Raw genomic sequence first — 18,211 nt, 5'->3', positions numbered from 1 at the left:
CTCACTCCTATTGATTGAGTGTCATAGACTCAATCACTTGAGTTAACTTCTGCTCTACACCAAAGAAACGGGCTTTTTCATAAAGCGCAGAACGAGCCATAACACCAGATGTCACATAACTACCTCGAATGCGACCATCAGGGCTGTGAGGTGAAGTTTGGAAAGAGAACAACTCTTCTAACACCACGTTGCTTCCCTCAATACCGACCACTTCAGTGATATTCATGATCTTTCGAGAACCATCATGCAATCGGCTGACCTGAACGACTAAATCGACCGCGCTTACAATTGAGCGGCGGATCGCTTCTAAGGGCAAATTATTGGTCGCCATCATCACCATTGATTCGACACGAGCCAAAGCATCTCGTGGTGTATTGGCGTGCAACGTAGACATTGAACCATCGTGCCCAGTATTCATGGCTTGCAGCATTTCAAATGCTTCACCACCACGGCATTCACCCACAATAATTCGGTCTGGGCGCATTCGCAGTGAATTAATCACTAAATCTCGAGCGGTAATAGCCCCCGTCCCTTCAATGCTCTCATGACGAGTTTCCATTCGAACAACATGTGACTGCTGAAGCCTTAACTCAGCGGTATCTTCAATAGTGACGGTTCGTTCACCCTCTGATATATGCTGTGATAAAGCATTAAGTAACGTTGTTTTTCCCGATCCCGTACCACCAGATACAATAATATTGAGTCGGCAACGTGCAGCTAATTGAAGTAAACCTGCCATCTCGGGAGTAAGAGACCCAAATTCAACTAATTCTTCAAAACCAATACTTTGCTTTTGAAACTTACGAATCGAGATTGACGTCCCTTCCAATGTGATAGGAGGAATGACAATATTCACACGGCTACCATCATCTAACCGGGCATCACAAGTAGGAGAAGACTCATCGACCCTGCGCCCAACACGACTAGCGATGCGCTTAGCAATATCAAGCAACTGCTTCTCATCGATAAATCGAACAGGTGCTTTCTCGACTAAGCCATGACGCTCAATATAAACCTGTTGTGGGCCATTGATCATGATGTCGGTGATCGAGTCATCATCCATCAACACCTGCAAAGGCCCGAGGCCAACTAACTCATGTACCATGCTGGTGACATATTCTGATTTTGCCAGTGATGAAATAGATAACTGATCTCGACTCACTAGCATATCAACTGCGCTAGCTAACTGAGCTTCTAACTCTAGACGCGGTAAGCTTTCAATAACACTGGCATCAAGTGCATCAAATATCTGCTTACGCAGTTGTAAATAAATGCGCTGTGCATGTTCCATATCGTCCCCTTACCGTTTTAACCACTGGAAGAATGAAAATGCTGTTTTTTCCGCAACTTTCTCTCCCATCAATAAGGCAACTAACGTTTGCAGTCCGTATTTCATTTCAGAACGTGATTCACTAAGCAGCTCACCTTGAAGTAGGTATTGATTAGCTTTGAAATCAAACACTAAATTCGCGTCTGCCTCTCGACCAAAATACTTAACTACATCCGCCTCACTAATTGACGCTGCGTTATGTGGTCGAGAGCGGTTCATTACCGTCAGTACGACAAGGTTGGGATAATGCACATCGATTTCAGAACGAATTCGATTCAGCTCTCTTAATGACGATACTGTTGCATCAAATACCAAGACTAAAGCATCTAGTTTCCCCACCGCTTGTCTAAACTCTTCATTGGTTGTCGCAGTGTGAGAATAGTCTTCCACGACAAAAGCATGACTTGAAATCATCTGCTTCTTTAAAGACTGGGTGTATTGGAATAACTCATCACGGCCAAACTCATCTGATTCCACCGCAAGAAGTGACAAATTTTTTTCAATATTTTGTACCAAGCTTGTCGCGATATCATTATCCACTCCTGTAGTAAGGGTGCCTTTTTGAACACTGCGCTTAGTAAACTTCTTAAGCCCTAACATCACGTCAATATTGCTGCCAGTGTAGGTATAGTCGACTAGCAAAGTACTCGCATTTTGATGCTTGGCCAAACGGCGAGATATCTCACACGCGACTAGTGAAGTACCGACCCCACCTTTCACGCCCATGACTGCTATTTGCTTGGCTTTACGATTTGTACTCACGCCTTGTTGTGCTGCGTGGTTACGGGAAACGTTGTGATAAAAATCGATCGTTTCCGCTTCACCCGCTGGCCAAAACAAGTAATAGAAACCCAACTGTCTTAAGGCTCGAATGATGGATATGGTATCTTCACTGCCAATAATGATCACTGACACATGAGGAGGTAAGGTATGAGTCAATAACTGAGCATCAGCGACAATATCTTGGCTTTGATTTAATTCAACAAATACCACTTCAACATCTGGGTATTGCTCTAATCTAGTCACATTTGTGTCTTGGCTGGCGAACGAGCTAGGCTCATTCAACCCTTCAAATCTGAACGATTTTTGGATGAAGTCGCGGCATATCTCGGTTTGGAAAAGCATCGCACAACGATTCTGTTTCTCCGATTTTTTAGGTTCCGCACTGTTTAGTTTATTCACTAAATCAAACATCTGAAATTCTCTAACAGTTAGTAATTAGATTGCTTTGTGCGGGTTGACCATTGACTGCCAACGGCTCGTGTCCACATTGCACCCTAAGCTTCCATTCCCATACTCGCCGACCCGTTCCTGGTGGCAAATTTCTAGTTTGGTCTTATATGTTGTGACTGAAAGACTTAAGTCAAAGCGACTCTCTAGTGGTAACGGATCTGATGCGTTTGAGTTATGCTCATTTGGGCTATAACCTATTTGACTGTATTCAATCTGACTCGACATCACACCAGCTTGGATTAACTGGCTCACAACCTCTTTATAAAGCGCCTGATTCCCGCTCCCTTTGGTGCGTATTTTCCATTGCGCCACCTTTACATTTTTAGGGTAACCCAAGATAAACTCACTCACTTTTCTGGTCACCAACTGGGGTTGGTCAGAGCGAAGTTTAAGCTGATAAGTCACAGGAAAAACTTCAACTTCCGTTCCGCGAGGCTCCGATATACGGTCAACACACCCTGTAATAATGACGGCGGTAAACAAAGTAACCATCATTGATTTCATTGGCTAAACCCTCCAGCAGACAAAACTTCATCAGCCCACTTTTGTTGTGATTGTTCATAGCCACTGCCTAGTCCAAAAAAGCGCTTGAGCGTGCTAGTCTTTTTCATCGTCGGTAATTGGATCTGCTCCGCTTTGACTGGTTGAACTAAATTAACGGTCGCTACAATGACTAACTCAGTTTTACTACGTTCGGTTCCTGTATGGCGAAACAAAGCACCGATAATAGGTATATCACCAATGTAGGGAATTCGAGTCAGTGACTCTTTCTCTTCACTGTTAAGCAACCCACCAAGAACGAAGCTTTGTCCATCCCCCAGTTCCACGGTTGTCTGGGCGCGTCGTGTTCTTAATGCTGGTAAATCAAAGTTGTCACTGCTGTAACTACCATCTAGGGAGCTAACCTCTGGTGTCAGTGCTAGCTTAATTTTGTCATCTCGAAGCACCTTAGCCAGTAATTCCAGTCGCACACCGAATTCCTTATATTCAACGTTGGTTGCACCATCTATAACCGTCACAACGGGCAGTTCTCCACCCACTAAGAAACTCGCTTTCTCACCTGAAATCACCGACAAATTAGGTTCTGCTAGAACTTGACCAACGCTATCGGTACCTAAAGCTGAAATAACAGAGACAATATCGCTAGCACTAAAATGAGTAAGTTGATCCACAAATATGCCGGGCGTACCATTGCTGCCCATCTTGATGCCGAAGTCTTGCATAAAAGAGTGCGATACCTCTGCAATGGTCAACTTAACGTTCACCTGCTTAGTCGCTGATATTTCGATATTATTCACGACGCCTGCGTAATTAAGTTGAGTCATAAAACCCACATCAATGTCGTCACTCTCTTCATCACTCATTTGAAAAGAGGTTGAGTTCGCTGTTTTCCCCAAAAGCTCACCCACCAACTGGTGAATGTTATCCTTTTCCTGTTCATTAGCGACGACACCACTCAGAACAACGTTCTCACCGATGCCTGCTACAAACACTTCCGCATCGGGAAATAACACATCAATTTGTTGCTCTATTTCGCGATAACTTTTATTCACCAACAATAAGCGGTTAAATAATTCACGTCCTTTCGCATCAAATGCGATAAACGAGGCAGATCCTATATTCTTCCCAAACACCACGACCTTATTACTATCAATCACTTGGTAATCTGCAATATTCTTCCCTGAGATAAAAACAGAAGCGATTTCCCCTCGAATCGAAAAGGTTTTAGCTTCTCCCTGAGCTAAATTAGTCGAGCCTTGAGCCAAAACCTCGAATGGAAGCAGAAGAACCAATACTAAAGTCAACATTGTTGTTTTCATGGTTAACGCCCTACTCAAAACGGTATTCACGAATTCCACCAGTGCCGCCACTGCTTGGAATGATGTCTGAAGAATCAGCTTCTAGATCATCAGAAAATTCCTTACCCAATGACTTGTGCACGGCCACTTCTGCAATCCGCTGTGCCACCGTGAGTTGTGCCAGTTGTTGATTCGTCACTTGTAAGATCAATGTCACCTGAGTCTCTTTTTCCAACGTTAACGTGCTCACTGCTTTTTCTGACGTCACCATGTCCAAAACCGGTATTTGGGCCAGTAATGGCACCATAGTGAGATGTTGAATATCTGACACCGTATCCTCACTTGATAAGTTCTGATCCGGCGTTGAAAGAACAGATATATCGACTAAATCTCCGACTGCGATGGTGCCACCTAGTACATCTCTTCCTGGTACCGTAACGTTATAAGGCACAAATCCAGGGCGGATCACCGCCTGTAAGTACTGACTGTCTCCGGGAGATGTCAACATATTCAAGTCCACCAGCTCATATGCGGCAATGTCATGCACTGCGAATTGAGGAGCATTCCAATCTAACTCAATGTTTCTATCGATTCCCAATAGCGCTGCACGAGCTTCAGGCAAGTACTCTATAACGAAGTCGCTACGCTTCAGCTGCTGACCTTTCACTGCCGGGTGAGTTAATTTCCATACCTTAAAAGTCACTTCTATAATGGGTTCTTCAGGCTGAACGGGGAAAGTATCCATCGGTACATTCACCACACCATAGAGGCCTATAGATATAGCGAGAAACGCTAAGCCAAGAATGATTTTGGAGTTCATGATTCACCTATAACGATGCAGCTATACCTAGTAGGCTTCCTAGACAAATAGGTACCCCATAAGGAACGCCTCTATTTATCCACTCAGAATTACCAGTTGTTTTTCCTAATACCCACTGAGTAATCGCTAGGGTTCCACCTGCAAATAAAATCACATTAACCGCCAACAACATCATATTGGGCGATACCATTAAACTGAATACAGCCAATAATTTACTGTCTCCAGCAGCTATAACATTGAAATAAAATAAAACTGCGCCGACGGCTAACACTATGAAAAAATTATAAAACTGCTCAAACTTTTCGGTTTGACAGATATAAAAAACACCCAAGAGAGCAACAGCTACCACCACTCCATTAGGTATTATTCGGTATCGGATATCTTGATAACTGACGATTGCAGCCATGGTGGCTAAGGGAATTAACCACCACAGTTTATGAGGCATTAATTAACCTACACTTGGCGACGAATTAGCGGCTTCAATATTATTAGTGATGGTTGTGATAGCACCTTCTAAAGCTTCACGAAGAGAGTCGTTAAATACAGCCAATACGATTGCTGACATACACACACCTAGGATTGCGTATTCAATCGCTGTAACACCACGTTGATCATTATTAAAAGATTGAATAAATAGCTGAGTTCTAACAAATAAATTAGTTAACATTCGTTTCTCCAAAAGATAGATAGGTTGTTTTTTCTTCGGAGGAAATAATATTCAGTGCGCTATTTTTGAGCAATCCAAGAGTGACGTTCCTCACATTGCTCTGACATTTGCCGTCGTTCTATTCAGTTTGAGTTCAGTTTAAAGTGAAAAAAGTGATTAAACGGGAGCGGTGAGAAGAGAAGTTTTTTTCGTGTGAGGGCAATTCGTGCTTTGCGCCGCAAAAACATTGCGGTATGTTCAAAGATTACCCACTGTAACCCGCCACGCTCGGGTTCATAAGATTGATCATAATCTACGAATAATAATCACAATGAATTAGGTATACGAAGCAATGCAATTCTCAAAGTTTGGTGAAAAGTTTAATCGATACTCTGGAATCACTCGTTTAATGGATGATTTGAATGATGGCCTGCGCACTCCTGGCGCAATCATGCTCGGTGGTGGCAACCCAGCCGCTATCCCAGCCATGCTCGATTACTTTAACCAAGCCAGTGCCGACATGCTCGCCAGTGGAGAACTCATTGCCGCCCTCGCCAACTACGATGGTCCGCAGGGCAAAGACAGCTTCATCAAATCGTTAGCGGCAATGCTGAAAGAGACCTATGGTTGGGACATCAGCGAGAAGAACATCAGCCTGACTAATGGCAGTCAGAGTGGCTTCTTTTACCTATTCAACCTATTAGCGGGTCAACAGCCAGACGGTTCTCACAAGAAAATCTTGTTGCCGATCGCACCGGAATACATCGGCTACGGCGATGCGGGCATTGATGACGATATTTTTATCTCTTACCACCCAGAGATCGAACTGCTTGAAAACAGGCAGTTCAAATACCACGTTGATTTTGAACAGCTAAAGGTTGATGACTCGGTTGCCGCTATCTGTGCTTCTCGCCCAACCAACCCAACCGGTAACGTACTGACCGACGAAGAAGTGCGTAAACTGGATAAACTGGCGCGCGAAAACAACATCCCACTACTGATCGATAATGCTTACGGCCTGCCGTTTCCAAACATCATCTTTGAAGATGTGGAACCGTTCTGGAATGAAAATACGATTCTGTGCATGAGCTTATCTAAGCTTGGTTTACCGGGTGTACGTTGCGGTATCGTGATTGCGAGCGAAGAAGTAACACAAGCTCTGACTAACATGAATGGCATTATCAGCTTAGCGCCGAGCAGTGTTGGGCCGGCAATTGCCAATCATATGATTGAAAAAGGCGATTTATTGCGTTTGAGCAGTGAAGTAATCAAACCTTTCTATAAAGAGAAATCTCTACGTGCGGTTGAGCTTTTACAAGAAGCGATCGATGACCCTCGCTTCCGTATCCACAAGCCTGAAGGCGCTATTTTCTTATGGCTATGGTTTGATGAGCTGCCGATTACCACCATGGAGCTGTACGACCGCCTGAAAGCTCGTGGCGTATTGATTGTTCCGGGTGAATACTTCTTTATCGGCCAAGAAGACGAGTGGGATCATGCTCACCAGTGCTTACGCATGAACTACGTACAAGATGATGAGGCGATGCAAAAAGGTATTGCTATCATTGCTGAAGAAGTGAAAAAAGCTTACTCAGAGCAGTAATCAGAGCTTTTAGCTTACCGTAGACCAAATGCAAAAAAGAGCACCGACCTTCTTCAAGGTACTGGTGCTCTTTCACTTCTACTTCCCGAGATTTATTAGCTTAAATGAGCTAATAACGCTTAACCTTCTAGAAGACTATTACCATTAATAGCAATCTTACGTGGTTGCATCGCTTCTGGGATTTCGCGTTCTAGGTCGATGTGAAGAAGACCATTTTCCATGCTTGCGCCCACCACTTTTACGTAGTCTGCCAGTTGGAATTTACGCTCGAAATCACGCTCTGCGATACCTTGGTATACGAAGGTTTTCTCTGCTTCTGCTTTACGCTCACCTTTAACAATTAGCATGTTCTCTTTCTGAGTAAGATCTAATTGGTCATCAGCAAAACCAGCAACGGCCATAGTAATACGGTAGTTGTTCTCGTCTTTTTGCTCGATGTTGTATGGAGGGTAACCGCCAGAAGAGTTCTTCGATGTGTTCGCTTCCATCATGTTGAATAGACGATCGAAGCCGATTGCGTTGCGGTAAAGTGGAGTGAAATCTACAGTTCTCATAATGCTATCCTTTTAGTAAGCAATAGTCTTAGCCGTGAATTTTACTGAGATCGAACCTGTGAGAGATCCAGTAAACAGCTAAGGGATTCAGTTCGCATTCCACGGGTTTCACCTCGTTTGGCGACAACACTGGGACATGGCAATGAATCAATTTTTAAATTGTGTGCTGCCAAAGTTATCCTCTATTGAGCGATACTCTAGCAACGATTATGAAGGTTCTGTTTCTTCTCTTGTAGAGCAAGACAGTCATCCTCTTCACAACTAGATATGTGGATTGAGCAAATCAGTTTCAAGCGCTTATTTTCAATTATTTTTCCAATCCAATATTTTTCAATCACTTAAAAACAAAAAAGACCGTCATTTCTGACAGTCTTTTCAATAAGATATTGAGTTTTTTGAGACGAAGCTATTTCGTTTTAGTTCAAGGAAGAGGCGCGGAGCATACGAATGTATGTGAGCACCTCTAACACAGAAATTAAGCGAAAGAGCGAAGTATCAAAGATACTAAACGTCTAGGTTAGCTACTTTAAGTGCGTTTTCTTCGATGAAATTACGACGCGGTTCTACTTGGTCGCCCATCAACGTTGTAAACAACAGGTCAGCACCAACAGCATCTTCAATCGTTACTTGCATCATACGACGAGTTTCAGGATCCATTGTCGTTTCCCAAAGTTGATCAGGGTTCATCTCACCTAGACCTTTGTATCGTTGTAGGCTCAGGCCACGACGAGACTCTTTCACTAACCAGTTCAGAGCTTCAACGAAGCTAGAAACTTCTTGAGTACGCTCGCCACGCTTAATGTAAGCACCTTCTTCAATCAGGCCATCAAGTGCTTCAGAAAGATCCGCTAGCTTGCCAAACTCTTTCGAGTTAATCAGATCAATGCTCAGTACGTGTTCATGAGTTACACCATGAGTACGAACCACAATCTTAGGCACGCTTAAACCTAGTTCTTCGTGTTTTTCAACTTCAAGGCTGTATTGGCTTGCACCCGCTTCTTTACCATTTAGCTGCTCTACTAGTTGCTTACCCCAAGCTTCAACCACCGCGTCATCGTGACACTGCTCAGCGGTTAGGCGAGGAACGTAAATCAGTTCGTGAACCAATGCGCGTGGGTAGCGGCGGCTCATACGATCAACCAGCTTGATGCCTGCATTGTATTGCTGAACAAGCTTCTCTAAGCCTTCACCAGCAAACGCAGGTGCTTCAGGATTTACGTGCAGTTCTGCATTGTCTAAAGCCAAAGATACTTGATACTGGTTCATCGCATCTTCATCTTTGATGTACTGTTCTTGCTTACCCTTCTTCACTTTGTAAAGTGGCGGTTGAGCAATGTAGATGTAACCACGTTCAATCAGCTCAGGCATTTGACGGTAGAAGAACGTCAGTAGCAGTGTACGGATGTGAGAACCATCGACATCGGCATCGGTCATGATGATGATGTTGTGGTAACGCAGTTTATCTGGGTTGTATTCATCACGACCAATACCACAACCAAGGGCTGTGATTAGCGTTGCAACTTCTTGAGAAGACAGCATTTTATCGAAACGCGCTTTCTCTACGTTAAGAATTTTACCTTTAAGCGGTAGGATTGCTTGGTTCTTACGGTTACGCCCCTGCTTAGCTGATCCGCCAGCAGAGTCTCCTTCCACAATATATAGTTCAGACTGTGCAGGATCTTTTTCCTGACAGTCAGCTAGTTTACCTGGAAGACCCGCTAAATCTAATGCGCCTTTACGACGAGTCATCTCACGAGCTTTACGCGCTGCATCACGAGCACGTGCTGCATCGATAATTTTAGAACAAACGATTTTCGCTTCACCTGGGTTCTCAATTAGGAACTCAGATAACTTCTCACCCATCGTAGACTCAACGGCAGACTTCACTTCTGAAGAAACCAGCTTGTCTTTCGTTTGGCTTGAGAACTTAGGATCTGGCACTTTCACCGAAACAATCGCAGTCAAACCTTCACGAGCATCATCACCTGATGTTGAAGTCTTCGCTTTCTTCGAGAAGCCTTCTTTATCCATGAAGCTGTTCAAGGTACGCGTTAGTGCAGCACGGAAACCCGCTAAGTGAGCACCACCATCGCGTTGAGGGATGTTGTTGGTGAAACAGTAGATGTTCTCTTGGTAACCATCGTTCCACTGCATTGCAACTTCAACGGTAATGCCGTCATCACGCTCTGAATCAAAGTGGAAAATCTTTTGGATGATTGGTGTTTTGTTGGTATTAAGGTGTTCAACAAACGCTTGGATACCGCCTTCGTATTCGAAGTGATCCATTTTGTCTTCTTCACGCTTATCAATTAGCTTAATTGATACACCTGAGTTCAAGAATGATAGCTCACGTAGACGCTTAGCTAAAATGTCGTAATGGAACTCGATGTTAGTGAAGGTTTCTTCACTCGGCCAGAAACGAATCTCTGTACCTGTTTTATCCGTGTCACCGATAACCGCTAGTGGCGCTTGAGGCTCACCGTGGCTGTAGGTTTGAGTGTGGATTTTGCCACCGCGGTGGATAGTAAGAGTAACTTGCTTAGAAAGTGCGTTAACTACTGAAACACCAACACCGTGCAGACCACCAGATACCTTGTACGAGTTATCATCGAACTTACCACCAGCGTGAAGAACCGTCATGATTACTTCTGCTGCTGATACTTTTTCTTCTGGGTGCAATTCTGTTGGAATACCACGGCCGTCATCGCTTACAGACACTGAGCTATCTTCATGGATAGTTACAATGATGTCATTACAGTGACCAGCTAGCGCTTCATCAATAGAGTTATCTACCACCTCAAAAACCATGTGGTGCAGACCGGTACCATCATCCGTGTCGCCAATGTACATTCCAGGACGCTTACGTACCGCATCCAGACCCTTCAGTACTTTAATACTCGATGAATCGTAATTATCTGACATAGTTACTCTCTGACTAATTATCCTTGCTCTATTTTGCCATGTTCCACATGAAACATCCTGCTATTTTCGTCATGCATATCTGCAATCTGATCAGCGGTAATAGAGCTTACAAAAACTTGAGCCTGGGTCGCCTTTAAACACTCAGCAAGACGTGCTCGGCGTTGGCTATCTAATTCGGAAGCGAAGTCATCTATCAAATAGATGCACTGCTTACCTGTCATTTGAGTGAGGTGTTGCCCTTGTGCTACTCGCAGCGCGCACACCATCAACTTCAATTGACCTCGTGACAAGACATCTTCCACTGGAGTGCCGTTCACTTTTATCTTCAGATCCGCTTTGTTTGGCCCACTAAAGGTGTAACCAAGCTGCTGATCCCTTTCAAAATTCTTTTCTAAAATCTCGGCGTATGGGGTGTCTTTGTCCCAACCACGATAATAGTTAATCTTTATCTCAAACTCAGGAAGGAAGGTCGCACAGATTTCTTCGGCGACTTCTTTAAGCTGTTCAACGTAAGTGGCACGCCACTGGCTGATACTTTCCGCTAAACGGGCCAATTCTTGGTCCCAATAGCTCAGTTCTCGATAGTGTGTTGCCGTTTTCAATAAGGCGTTTCGCTGCTTATTGAGGCGCTTTACCCTGCCCCATGCATCATAAAAGCCGGACTCACTGTGGAAGACTCCCCAATCAATAAATGCGCGGCGATGCTTAGGTCCATCGGTTAGTAAATCAAACCCTTCCGGGTGAATCAACTGCAAAGGTAAAACCTGAGCCAACTGAGCCAATTTTTGCCCAGTTTGACCGCTTATTTTAACCTCTGTTGTGCCATCGCGCTGCTTATTAATGCCAATTGGCAGCTCAAATTGATCCGAGGTCATAAAACGGCCATGTACAAACAGCTCACTGCACTCGTTTTGTATGATACGGCCGGTGAGTGAACTCTTAAATGAGCGACCATGTCCGAGCAGATATACCGCTTCAAGGACACTGGTTTTTCCGCTCCCGTTAGCCCCTATAAGAAAGTTAAAGCCTGATGACGGTTGAATGTCACAGGCTTCTATATTTCTAAACTGCTTAACGATTAAGCGCGATAAAGGCATAACGTCTTCATATTAATCTTCAATCACGACTCGATAGGTAAACGTTGTTGATCAGTAAACATCACAAACAACGCTTATAAGCGAATAGGCATAACAACGTACATCGCGCTGTCGTCTTGTGCGTTCTCGATAAGAGCACTCGCATTGGCGTCTGACATTGAGATGCGAACTTGCTCACAACGTAGTGTGTTCAGAACATCCAACACGTAGCTTACGTTGAAACCAATCTCTAGTGCATCACCATCAAAGGTTACGTCTAGCACTTCTTCCGCTTCTTCTTGCTCTGGGTTGTTCGCGGTAATACGCATCTCGCTATCTACAAGATTAACGCGAACACCACGGAATTTTTCATTCGACAGAATCGCAGCACGAGAAAATGCTGAACGTAATTCATCACAACCAGCTTCAAGTGTCTTGGTAGTATTTTGCGGCATTACGCGGCGATAATCAGGGAAACGACCATCAACCAGCTTAGAAGTGAAGACATAGTTGTTCACTTCAGCACGCACATTAGAGTTACCAATCTGCAGCGTTACCGGTTGCTCTGGTGCATCCAGTAGCTTCACTAACTCTTGCACACCTTTACGAGGAACAATGATCTGCTTCTGAGCAAAATCGGCACCCAATTGTGCTTGAGATACCGCCATACGGTGACCATCAGTTGCGACACTTCGTAGGATTGAACCTTCAATCTCAAACAACATACCGTTGAGGTAATAACGAACATCTTGGTTCGCCATTGAGAATTGGGTTTTCTCGATAAGACCGCGTAGCTCAGCTTGTGTCACTGACACTTCAACTTCACTGCTCCAGTCTTCAATGTTTGGAAAATCTGCCGCAGGTAATGTTGCTAATGAGAAGCGGCTACGACCAGAACGAACCTGAATACGGTCGCCATCCAATACCACGGTGATCACTGAGCTGTCTGGCAAGCCACGACAGATATCTAGGAATTTACGTGAAGGTACAGTAATGCTGCCCGCTTCGAAATCACCTTCAAGCGTTACACGGCTGATCAGTTCAACTTCTAGATCCGTTGCTGTCATCGACAACACGTTATCTTCTACTTTAATCAGTAGATTTCCTAGAATTGGAAGCGTTGGCCTGCCACCGAGTGCGCCAGATACTTGTTGTAATGGCTTAATCAGGTGACTACGTTCAATGGTAAATTTCATATCTTGCTCTTACGGTCTAAATGGCACTGCGTAATAGTACGTGGCCAAGATTCTGCTTATTAAGGTTAAGAATACTGTGTATTAAGAAGAAAGGGTACGAATCAAGTTCGAATAATCTTCTTTAATGTCGTGGCTCTCTTCACGCAACTGAGCAATCTTACGACAAGCATGCAGTACGGTCGTGTGGTCACGGCCACCGAATGCATCGCCAATCTCAGGCAAGCTGTGGTTAGTTAACTCTTTAGCCAGTGCCATCGCCAGTTGGCGTGGACGAGCAACAGAACGAGAACGGCGTTTAGATAATAGATCAGCAACTTTGATTTTGTAGTATTCAGCGACTGTCTTTTGAATGTTATCAATGGTGACGAGTTTTTCTTGCAGAGCAAGTAAGTCACGCAGTGCTTCACGCACGAAATCGATCGTGATCGGACGGCCAGTGAAGTTTGCATTCGCAATAACACGGTTCAATGCGCCTTCTAGCTCACGAACGTTAGAGCGTAAACGCTTAGCAATAAAGAATGCCACTTCATCCGCAAGGTGAATTTGGTGGTCTTCGGCTTTCTTCATTAAGATCGCAACACGAGTCTCAAGCTCTGGTGGCTCAATCGCTACCGTCAAACCCCAGCCGAAGCGAGATTTAAGACGATCCTCTACCCCGTTGATCTCTTTTGGATAACGGTCAGAGGTTAGGATGATCTGTTGGTTGCCTTCAAGCAGCGCATTAAAGGTATGGAAGAACTCTTCTTGAGAGCGCTCTTTATTCGCGAAAAATTGGATATCATCGATAAGCAAAGCATCAACACTACGGTAGTAGCGCTTAAATTCTTCAATCGCGTTATTTTGTAGCGCCTTCACCATATCCTGAACAAAGCGCTCAGAATGCATGTAAACCACTTTCGCATTCGGTTTGTTGTCAACAATGGCATTACCCACCGCATGCAACAAGTGCGTCTTACCTAAACCAGTGCCACCGTATAAAAACAACGGGTTATAAGCTGTTCCTGGATTATCAGAAACCTGACGTGCCGCCGCCAAACCCAATTGGTTTGATTTACCCTCAACAAAGTTATTGAACTTATGTTTTGGGTTTACGTTTGAACGGTGGTTAAGATCAACCGCTACAGGCTCTTCATCACGCCAGATATTGTGAACAGGCTTACGAGCTTGTAACTGCGCAGGTGCTGACGATTCAGCAGCCACATCAGCGGCTGTACGGGTACGAGCTGGGGCGATAGTCTCAGATTTTGGAGCAGTAACTCGTTTGTTCCCAATTTCAAAATGAAGATGCGGGATATCATTACCACAATATTCTTGTAGCAAACGGTTAATGCTATTTAGGTACTTATCGCGCACCCAATCGAGTACAAATCGGTTTGGTGCAAATAGAGTTAGAGTATTACCATTGAGCTCCGCTTGTAACGGACGTACCCACATACTGAATTCTGTAGCTGGTAACTCTTCTTGAAGCTGTTGCAAGCATTGCAACCAAAGCGAAGATGACACGGTGCCCCACTCTATTTAAGTTATATGAAATGACCGCTAATTTTACCTGTTGATAAGTCAGATCACCAGCAATTGATCACAGATCCAGTGAATAAGATCCAAGTTATTCACAATAAATAGTGCAAAACTGGATGGATCCACACATCTTGCCCCTACTTTACTCACACAACGATCCACTTATGCCCGGATCCTTACTAGTTATCCCCAAATCGAGAATACGATCTGGTTATGGTTAATAACATCTGGTTATTTATTCTATTGAGCATTTTCCCAGTAACATCCAACCCTATAAATATAAGGAGTTACCAAATGAATAACTGGATTAAGGCTGCAATTGCGGCTATCGCACTCTCTGCTGCTACTGTTCAAGCCGCGACTGAAGTTAAAGTCGGCATGTCTGGTCGCTACTTCCCATTTACGTTCGTTAAACAAGACCAACTACAAGGTTTTGAAGTGGATTTATGGGATGAGATCGGTAAACGTAACGATTACAAGGTTGAATACGTAACGGCAAACTTCTCTGGTCTGTTTGGTCTTCTTGAAACGGGTCGAATCGATACCATTTCAAACCAAATTACAATAACGGATGCACGCAAAGCGAAATACCTATTCGCAGACCCTTACGTAGTAGACGGCGCACAAATTACCGTTCGTAAAGGTAATGACAGCATTAAAGGTATCGAAGACCTAGATGGTAAGACGGTTGCGGTAAACCTCGGCTCAAACTTTGAGCAACTGCTGCGCAGCTACGACAAAGATGGCAAAATCAATGTCAAAACCTACGATACCGGTATTGAGCATGATGTCGCTCTTGGTCGTGCCGACGCATTCGTAATGGATCGCCTATCAGCACTAGAGCTTATCAAGAAGACGGGTCTACCATTACAGCTAGCAGGACAACCATTCGAGACAATCGAAAATGCTTGGCCTTTCGTTAACAACGACAACGGTCAAAAACTGCAAGCAGAAGTCAACGAAGCATTAGCAGCAATGCGCGCAGATGGTACGCTAGAAAGTATCTCTCAGAAATGGTTTGGTGCGGACATTACTCAGAAGTAACGACTCACTTTCCCATTTGAGGCCCACTGCTTTACACAGCGGTGGGCTTTTTGCTTTTGTGCACTGATTAAAAAGCCTGATATAACAGTATTTCCAAACAATACTTCCAATAAAAATATGAGATAGATTATGGGATTTGACTTTAATTACATGCTAGGTCTGTTGCCAATACTGCTGAAGTATTTAGGCACCACTATGGAGATGGCAATCTGGGGCTTATTTTTCGCCCTAATTCTATCTTTGATACTGGCGAATATTCGTGTATTCAAAATCCCAGTACTCGACCAGCTTAGCCAGCTGTATATTAGCTTCTTCCGAGGCACGCCACTGCTGGTGCAACTGTTCCTTCTATACTATGGCCTACCACAAGTGTTTCCGTGGATGGTTGGACTTGATGCGTTTGGCGCCGCGGTTATCGGCTTAACCTTACACTTTGCTGCTTACATGGCTGAAAGTATTCGTGCCGCTATTATCGGTATCGATCGTAGTCAAATGGAAGCAAGCCTGTCAGTCGGTATGACAACCAGCCAAGCCATGCGTCGAGTGATCTTGCCGCAAGCGACACGTGTAGCACTGCCTTCTTTGATGAACTATTTCATCGACATGATTAAGTCGACTTCACTTGCATTCACCCTAGGTGTAGCCGAAATCATGGCTAAAGCTCAGATGGAAGCTTCTTCAAGTTTCCGCTTCTTCGAAGCTTTTTTAGCAGTCGCGCTGATTTACTGGGGCGTGGTGGTTATCCTCACTCGTATTCAAATTTGGGCCGAAGTGAAACTGAATAAGGCGTATGTACGATGATCAAATTACAAAATATCCACAAGCAGTTTGGTGACACCGAAGTATTGAAAGGGATCGACCTCGAAATCAAGCAAGGTGAGATAATTGTCATCATAGGTTCAAGTGGTACGGGTAAGTCTACCCTGCTGCGTTGTGTGAATTTTCTAGAGCAAGCCGATCAAGGTACGATTTCGATTGATGATATCAAGGTTGATACTCAGAAACACACTAAAGCAGAGGTGCTTGCACTGCGCCGTAAGACCGGTTTTGTGTTCCAAAACTATGCACTGTTCGCTCACCAAACGGCAAGGCAGAATATTGCGGAAGGTTTGATTACCGTTCGTGGTTGGAAAAAGCAGCAAGCTCATGAAAAAGCACAACAAATACTCGATGATATTGGCCTAGGAGAGAAAACAGATAGCTATCCAGCAGCGCTCTCTGGTGGCCAGCAGCAACGTGTTGGTATTGGCCGTGCGATGGCTCTACAACCAGAGCTTTTATTGTTTGATGAGCCTACTTCAGCGCTCGATCCTGAGTGGGTTGGCGAAGTGCTTAACTTAATGAAAAAACTGGCAAATCAGCATCAAACCATGCTGGTGGTTACCCATGAAATGCAGTTCGCTAGAGAGGTCGCAGACCGAGTGATCTTCATGGCTGATGGTCACATTGTCGAACAGGGATCTCCACAGGATATTTTTGGTAATCCACAGGATCCTAAATTAAAGAAATTCTTAAATAAGGTCGGGATCGAATAAGGATCCTTGTGATTTTAGTTATTCTACGTATAATCCCCCGACCGGAATTTTAGTTAACCCAATCATTGACACTTTTTGTGACAGTGATTACAATTCCGCCTCTTTGTTGAGAGGCGTCGGTTTTCCTTTCTTATATAAAGAAGAGAAAAAATGCCCACGCCGGGTTTAACAAAAACCTAAAACTACTGATCAGTAAGGTAATTACAATGAAACGCACTTTTCAACCTACAGTTCTAAAGCGTAAGCGTACTCACGGTTTCCGTGCTCGCATGGCTACTAAGAACGGTCGCGCAACAATCAATGCACGTCGTGCAAAAGGCCGTAAGCGTCTTTCTAAGTAATCTTTGATTATTTTGAATAAGCTAGCCTTCGGTCGGGAGTTACGCTTGTTAACTCCCGAACATTATCAGAATGTCTTCAAGCAAGCTCATCGAGCAGGCTCCCCTCATTTCACCATCATTGCCCGAAATAACTCTCTTTCAAATCCTCGCCTTGGATTAGCTGTTCCGAAAAAGCAGATTAAAACCGCCGTGGGTCGTAACCGATTCAAGCGTCTTACTCGTGAAAGCTTTCGTAACACTCAACACAAACTTCCTAACAAAGATTTTGTTGTAATCGCTAAGAAGAGCGCGCAAGATTTAAGCAATGAAGAAATGTTCAAGCTACTCGACAAATTATGGCTTCGCCTGTCTCGCCCTTCGCGTGGATAGCGCTAATACCCATCTATTTTTATAGATGGTTTATTAGTCCACTCATCGGCCCACGCTGCCGATTTACTCCAACCTGCTCTTTATATGCGATAGAAGCGTTGAAAGCTCACGGTTTTGTAAAAGGGTGTTGGTTATCAGGCAAACGTCTATTAAAATGCCATCCTTTGAACGAAGGGGGCTTTGACCCCGTTCCACCAGTCCAAAAACAAGACAGAGATAAATAAC

General features: G+C 44.2%; 19 protein-coding genes. 7 read left to right on the top strand and 12 right to left on the bottom strand.

The window, feature by feature from the left end:
• Window positions 1-7 precede the first annotated feature (7 nt).
• Genes AB6D07_RS09075 through AB6D07_RS09045 form a run of 7 tightly spaced genes read right to left on the bottom strand, consistent with a single transcriptional unit; the run spans window position 8 to window position 5,849 of the window.
• Window positions 8-1,291, bottom strand: coding sequence for a CpaF family protein (locus tag AB6D07_RS09075; protein WP_372091955.1), 1,284 nt, complete (start codon window positions 1,289-1,291; stop codon window positions 8-10).
• Window positions 1,292-1,300: 9 nt separating this feature from the next.
• Complete coding sequence (locus AB6D07_RS09070; RefSeq protein WP_009848147.1) at window positions 1,301-2,524, bottom strand: P-loop NTPase; 1,224 nt, start codon at window positions 2,522-2,524, stop codon at window positions 1,301-1,303.
• 24 nt (window positions 2,525-2,548) lie between these two features.
• Window positions 2,549-3,067: a hypothetical protein gene (locus AB6D07_RS09065; RefSeq protein WP_009848146.1), complete on the bottom strand. Its 519-nt coding sequence runs from the start codon at window positions 3,065-3,067 to the stop codon at window positions 2,549-2,551.
• Window positions 3,064-4,383, bottom strand: coding sequence for a type II and III secretion system protein family protein (locus AB6D07_RS09060; RefSeq protein ID WP_009848145.1), 1,320 nt, complete (start codon window positions 4,381-4,383; stop codon window positions 3,064-3,066). The genes AB6D07_RS09065 and AB6D07_RS09060 overlap by 4 nt, the downstream gene beginning before the upstream one ends.
• A 10-nt stretch (window positions 4,384-4,393) precedes the next feature.
• Window positions 4,394-5,182, bottom strand: coding sequence for an RcpC/CpaB family pilus assembly protein (locus AB6D07_RS09055; RefSeq protein ID WP_017103126.1), 789 nt, complete (start codon window positions 5,180-5,182; stop codon window positions 4,394-4,396).
• A 7-nt stretch (window positions 5,183-5,189) separates the two neighbouring features.
• Window positions 5,190-5,627 (bottom strand): prepilin peptidase, encoded by a 438-nt coding sequence (locus tag AB6D07_RS09050; RefSeq protein ID WP_017103127.1) that lies wholly within the window; start codon window positions 5,625-5,627, stop codon window positions 5,190-5,192.
• 3 nt (window positions 5,628-5,630) lie between these two features.
• Window positions 5,631-5,849: a Flp family type IVb pilin gene (locus tag AB6D07_RS09045; protein WP_009848142.1), complete on the bottom strand. Its 219-nt coding sequence runs from the start codon at window positions 5,847-5,849 to the stop codon at window positions 5,631-5,633.
• A 331-nt stretch (window positions 5,850-6,180) separates the two neighbouring features.
• Between AB6D07_RS09045 and AB6D07_RS09040 the strand changes: the two genes are divergently transcribed.
• Window positions 6,181-7,431 (top strand): valine--pyruvate transaminase, encoded by a 1,251-nt coding sequence (locus AB6D07_RS09040; protein ID WP_017103128.1) that lies wholly within the window; start codon window positions 6,181-6,183, stop codon window positions 7,429-7,431.
• 119 nt (window positions 7,432-7,550) lie between these two features.
• On the opposite strand, the gene AB6D07_RS09035 is transcribed toward AB6D07_RS09040, so the two are convergent.
• The 5 genes from AB6D07_RS09035 to dnaA form a co-directional block, all read right to left on the bottom strand.
• The gene (locus AB6D07_RS09035; protein ID WP_009848140.1) at window positions 7,551-7,985 is read right to left on the bottom strand and encodes an Hsp20 family protein; all 435 of its coding nucleotides are present in this window, start codon (window positions 7,983-7,985) and stop codon (window positions 7,551-7,553) included.
• Between the two features lie 504 nt (window positions 7,986-8,489).
• The gene (gene gyrB, locus AB6D07_RS09030; RefSeq protein WP_009848139.1) at window positions 8,490-10,907 is read right to left on the bottom strand and encodes a DNA topoisomerase (ATP-hydrolyzing) subunit B; all 2,418 of its coding nucleotides are present in this window, start codon (window positions 10,905-10,907) and stop codon (window positions 8,490-8,492) included.
• A 17-nt stretch (window positions 10,908-10,924) separates the two neighbouring features.
• Window positions 10,925-12,004, bottom strand: coding sequence for a DNA replication/repair protein RecF (recF, locus tag AB6D07_RS09025; RefSeq protein ID WP_017103129.1), 1,080 nt, complete (start codon window positions 12,002-12,004; stop codon window positions 10,925-10,927).
• Window positions 12,005-12,078: 74 nt separating this feature from the next.
• Window positions 12,079-13,179 carry a DNA polymerase III subunit beta gene (dnaN, locus tag AB6D07_RS09020; protein ID WP_009848137.1) on the bottom strand — a complete coding sequence of 367 codons (1,101 nt, stop codon included), beginning with the start codon at window positions 13,177-13,179 and terminating at the stop codon, window positions 12,079-12,081.
• Window positions 13,180-13,260: 81 nt separating this feature from the next.
• Window positions 13,261-14,682, bottom strand: a complete 1,422-nt coding sequence (dnaA, locus tag AB6D07_RS09015) for a chromosomal replication initiator protein DnaA (RefSeq protein ID WP_009848136.1) — start codon at window positions 14,680-14,682, stop codon at window positions 13,261-13,263.
• A 309-nt stretch (window positions 14,683-14,991) separates the two neighbouring features.
• Here dnaA and AB6D07_RS09010 point away from each other — a divergent pair, with 309 nt between their 5' ends.
• From AB6D07_RS09010 to yidD, 6 genes are all read left to right on the top strand, one after another.
• Window positions 14,992-15,741 (top strand): amino acid ABC transporter substrate-binding protein, encoded by a 750-nt coding sequence (locus AB6D07_RS09010; RefSeq protein WP_026012349.1) that lies wholly within the window; start codon window positions 14,992-14,994, stop codon window positions 15,739-15,741.
• Between the two features lie 129 nt (window positions 15,742-15,870).
• On the top strand, window positions 15,871-16,542 hold the full coding sequence (locus tag AB6D07_RS09005) for an amino acid ABC transporter permease (protein ID WP_004735796.1): 672 nt from the start codon (window positions 15,871-15,873) through the stop codon (window positions 16,540-16,542).
• Window positions 16,539-17,276, top strand: coding sequence for an amino acid ABC transporter ATP-binding protein (locus AB6D07_RS09000; RefSeq protein ID WP_004735798.1), 738 nt, complete (start codon window positions 16,539-16,541; stop codon window positions 17,274-17,276). Before AB6D07_RS09005 ends, AB6D07_RS09000 begins: the two co-directional genes overlap by 4 nt.
• A gap of 206 nt (window positions 17,277-17,482) precedes the next feature.
• On the top strand, window positions 17,483-17,617 hold the full coding sequence (rpmH, locus tag AB6D07_RS08995; RefSeq protein WP_004735800.1) for a 50S ribosomal protein L34: 135 nt from the start codon (window positions 17,483-17,485) through the stop codon (window positions 17,615-17,617).
• 45 nt (window positions 17,618-17,662) lie between these two features.
• Window positions 17,663-17,986 carry a ribonuclease P protein component gene (gene rnpA, locus AB6D07_RS08990; protein WP_017055478.1) on the top strand — a complete coding sequence of 108 codons (324 nt, stop codon included), beginning with the start codon at window positions 17,663-17,665 and terminating at the stop codon, window positions 17,984-17,986.
• Complete coding sequence (gene yidD, locus AB6D07_RS08985; protein ID WP_004735802.1) at window positions 17,953-18,210, top strand: membrane protein insertion efficiency factor YidD; 258 nt, start codon at window positions 17,953-17,955, stop codon at window positions 18,208-18,210. Before rnpA ends, yidD begins: the two co-directional genes overlap by 34 nt.
• Window position 18,211 lies beyond the last annotated feature (1 nt).

Origin of the sequence: Vibrio sp. 10N.239.312.C11 (assembly GCF_041466065.1) — a bacterium.
GTDB classification, from domain to species: Bacteria; Pseudomonadota; Gammaproteobacteria; order Enterobacterales; family Vibrionaceae; genus Vibrio; species Vibrio tasmaniensis_A.
Note: the sequence above shows the minus strand (reverse complement) of the source record. Positions and strands in the feature narration are given on the sequence as shown.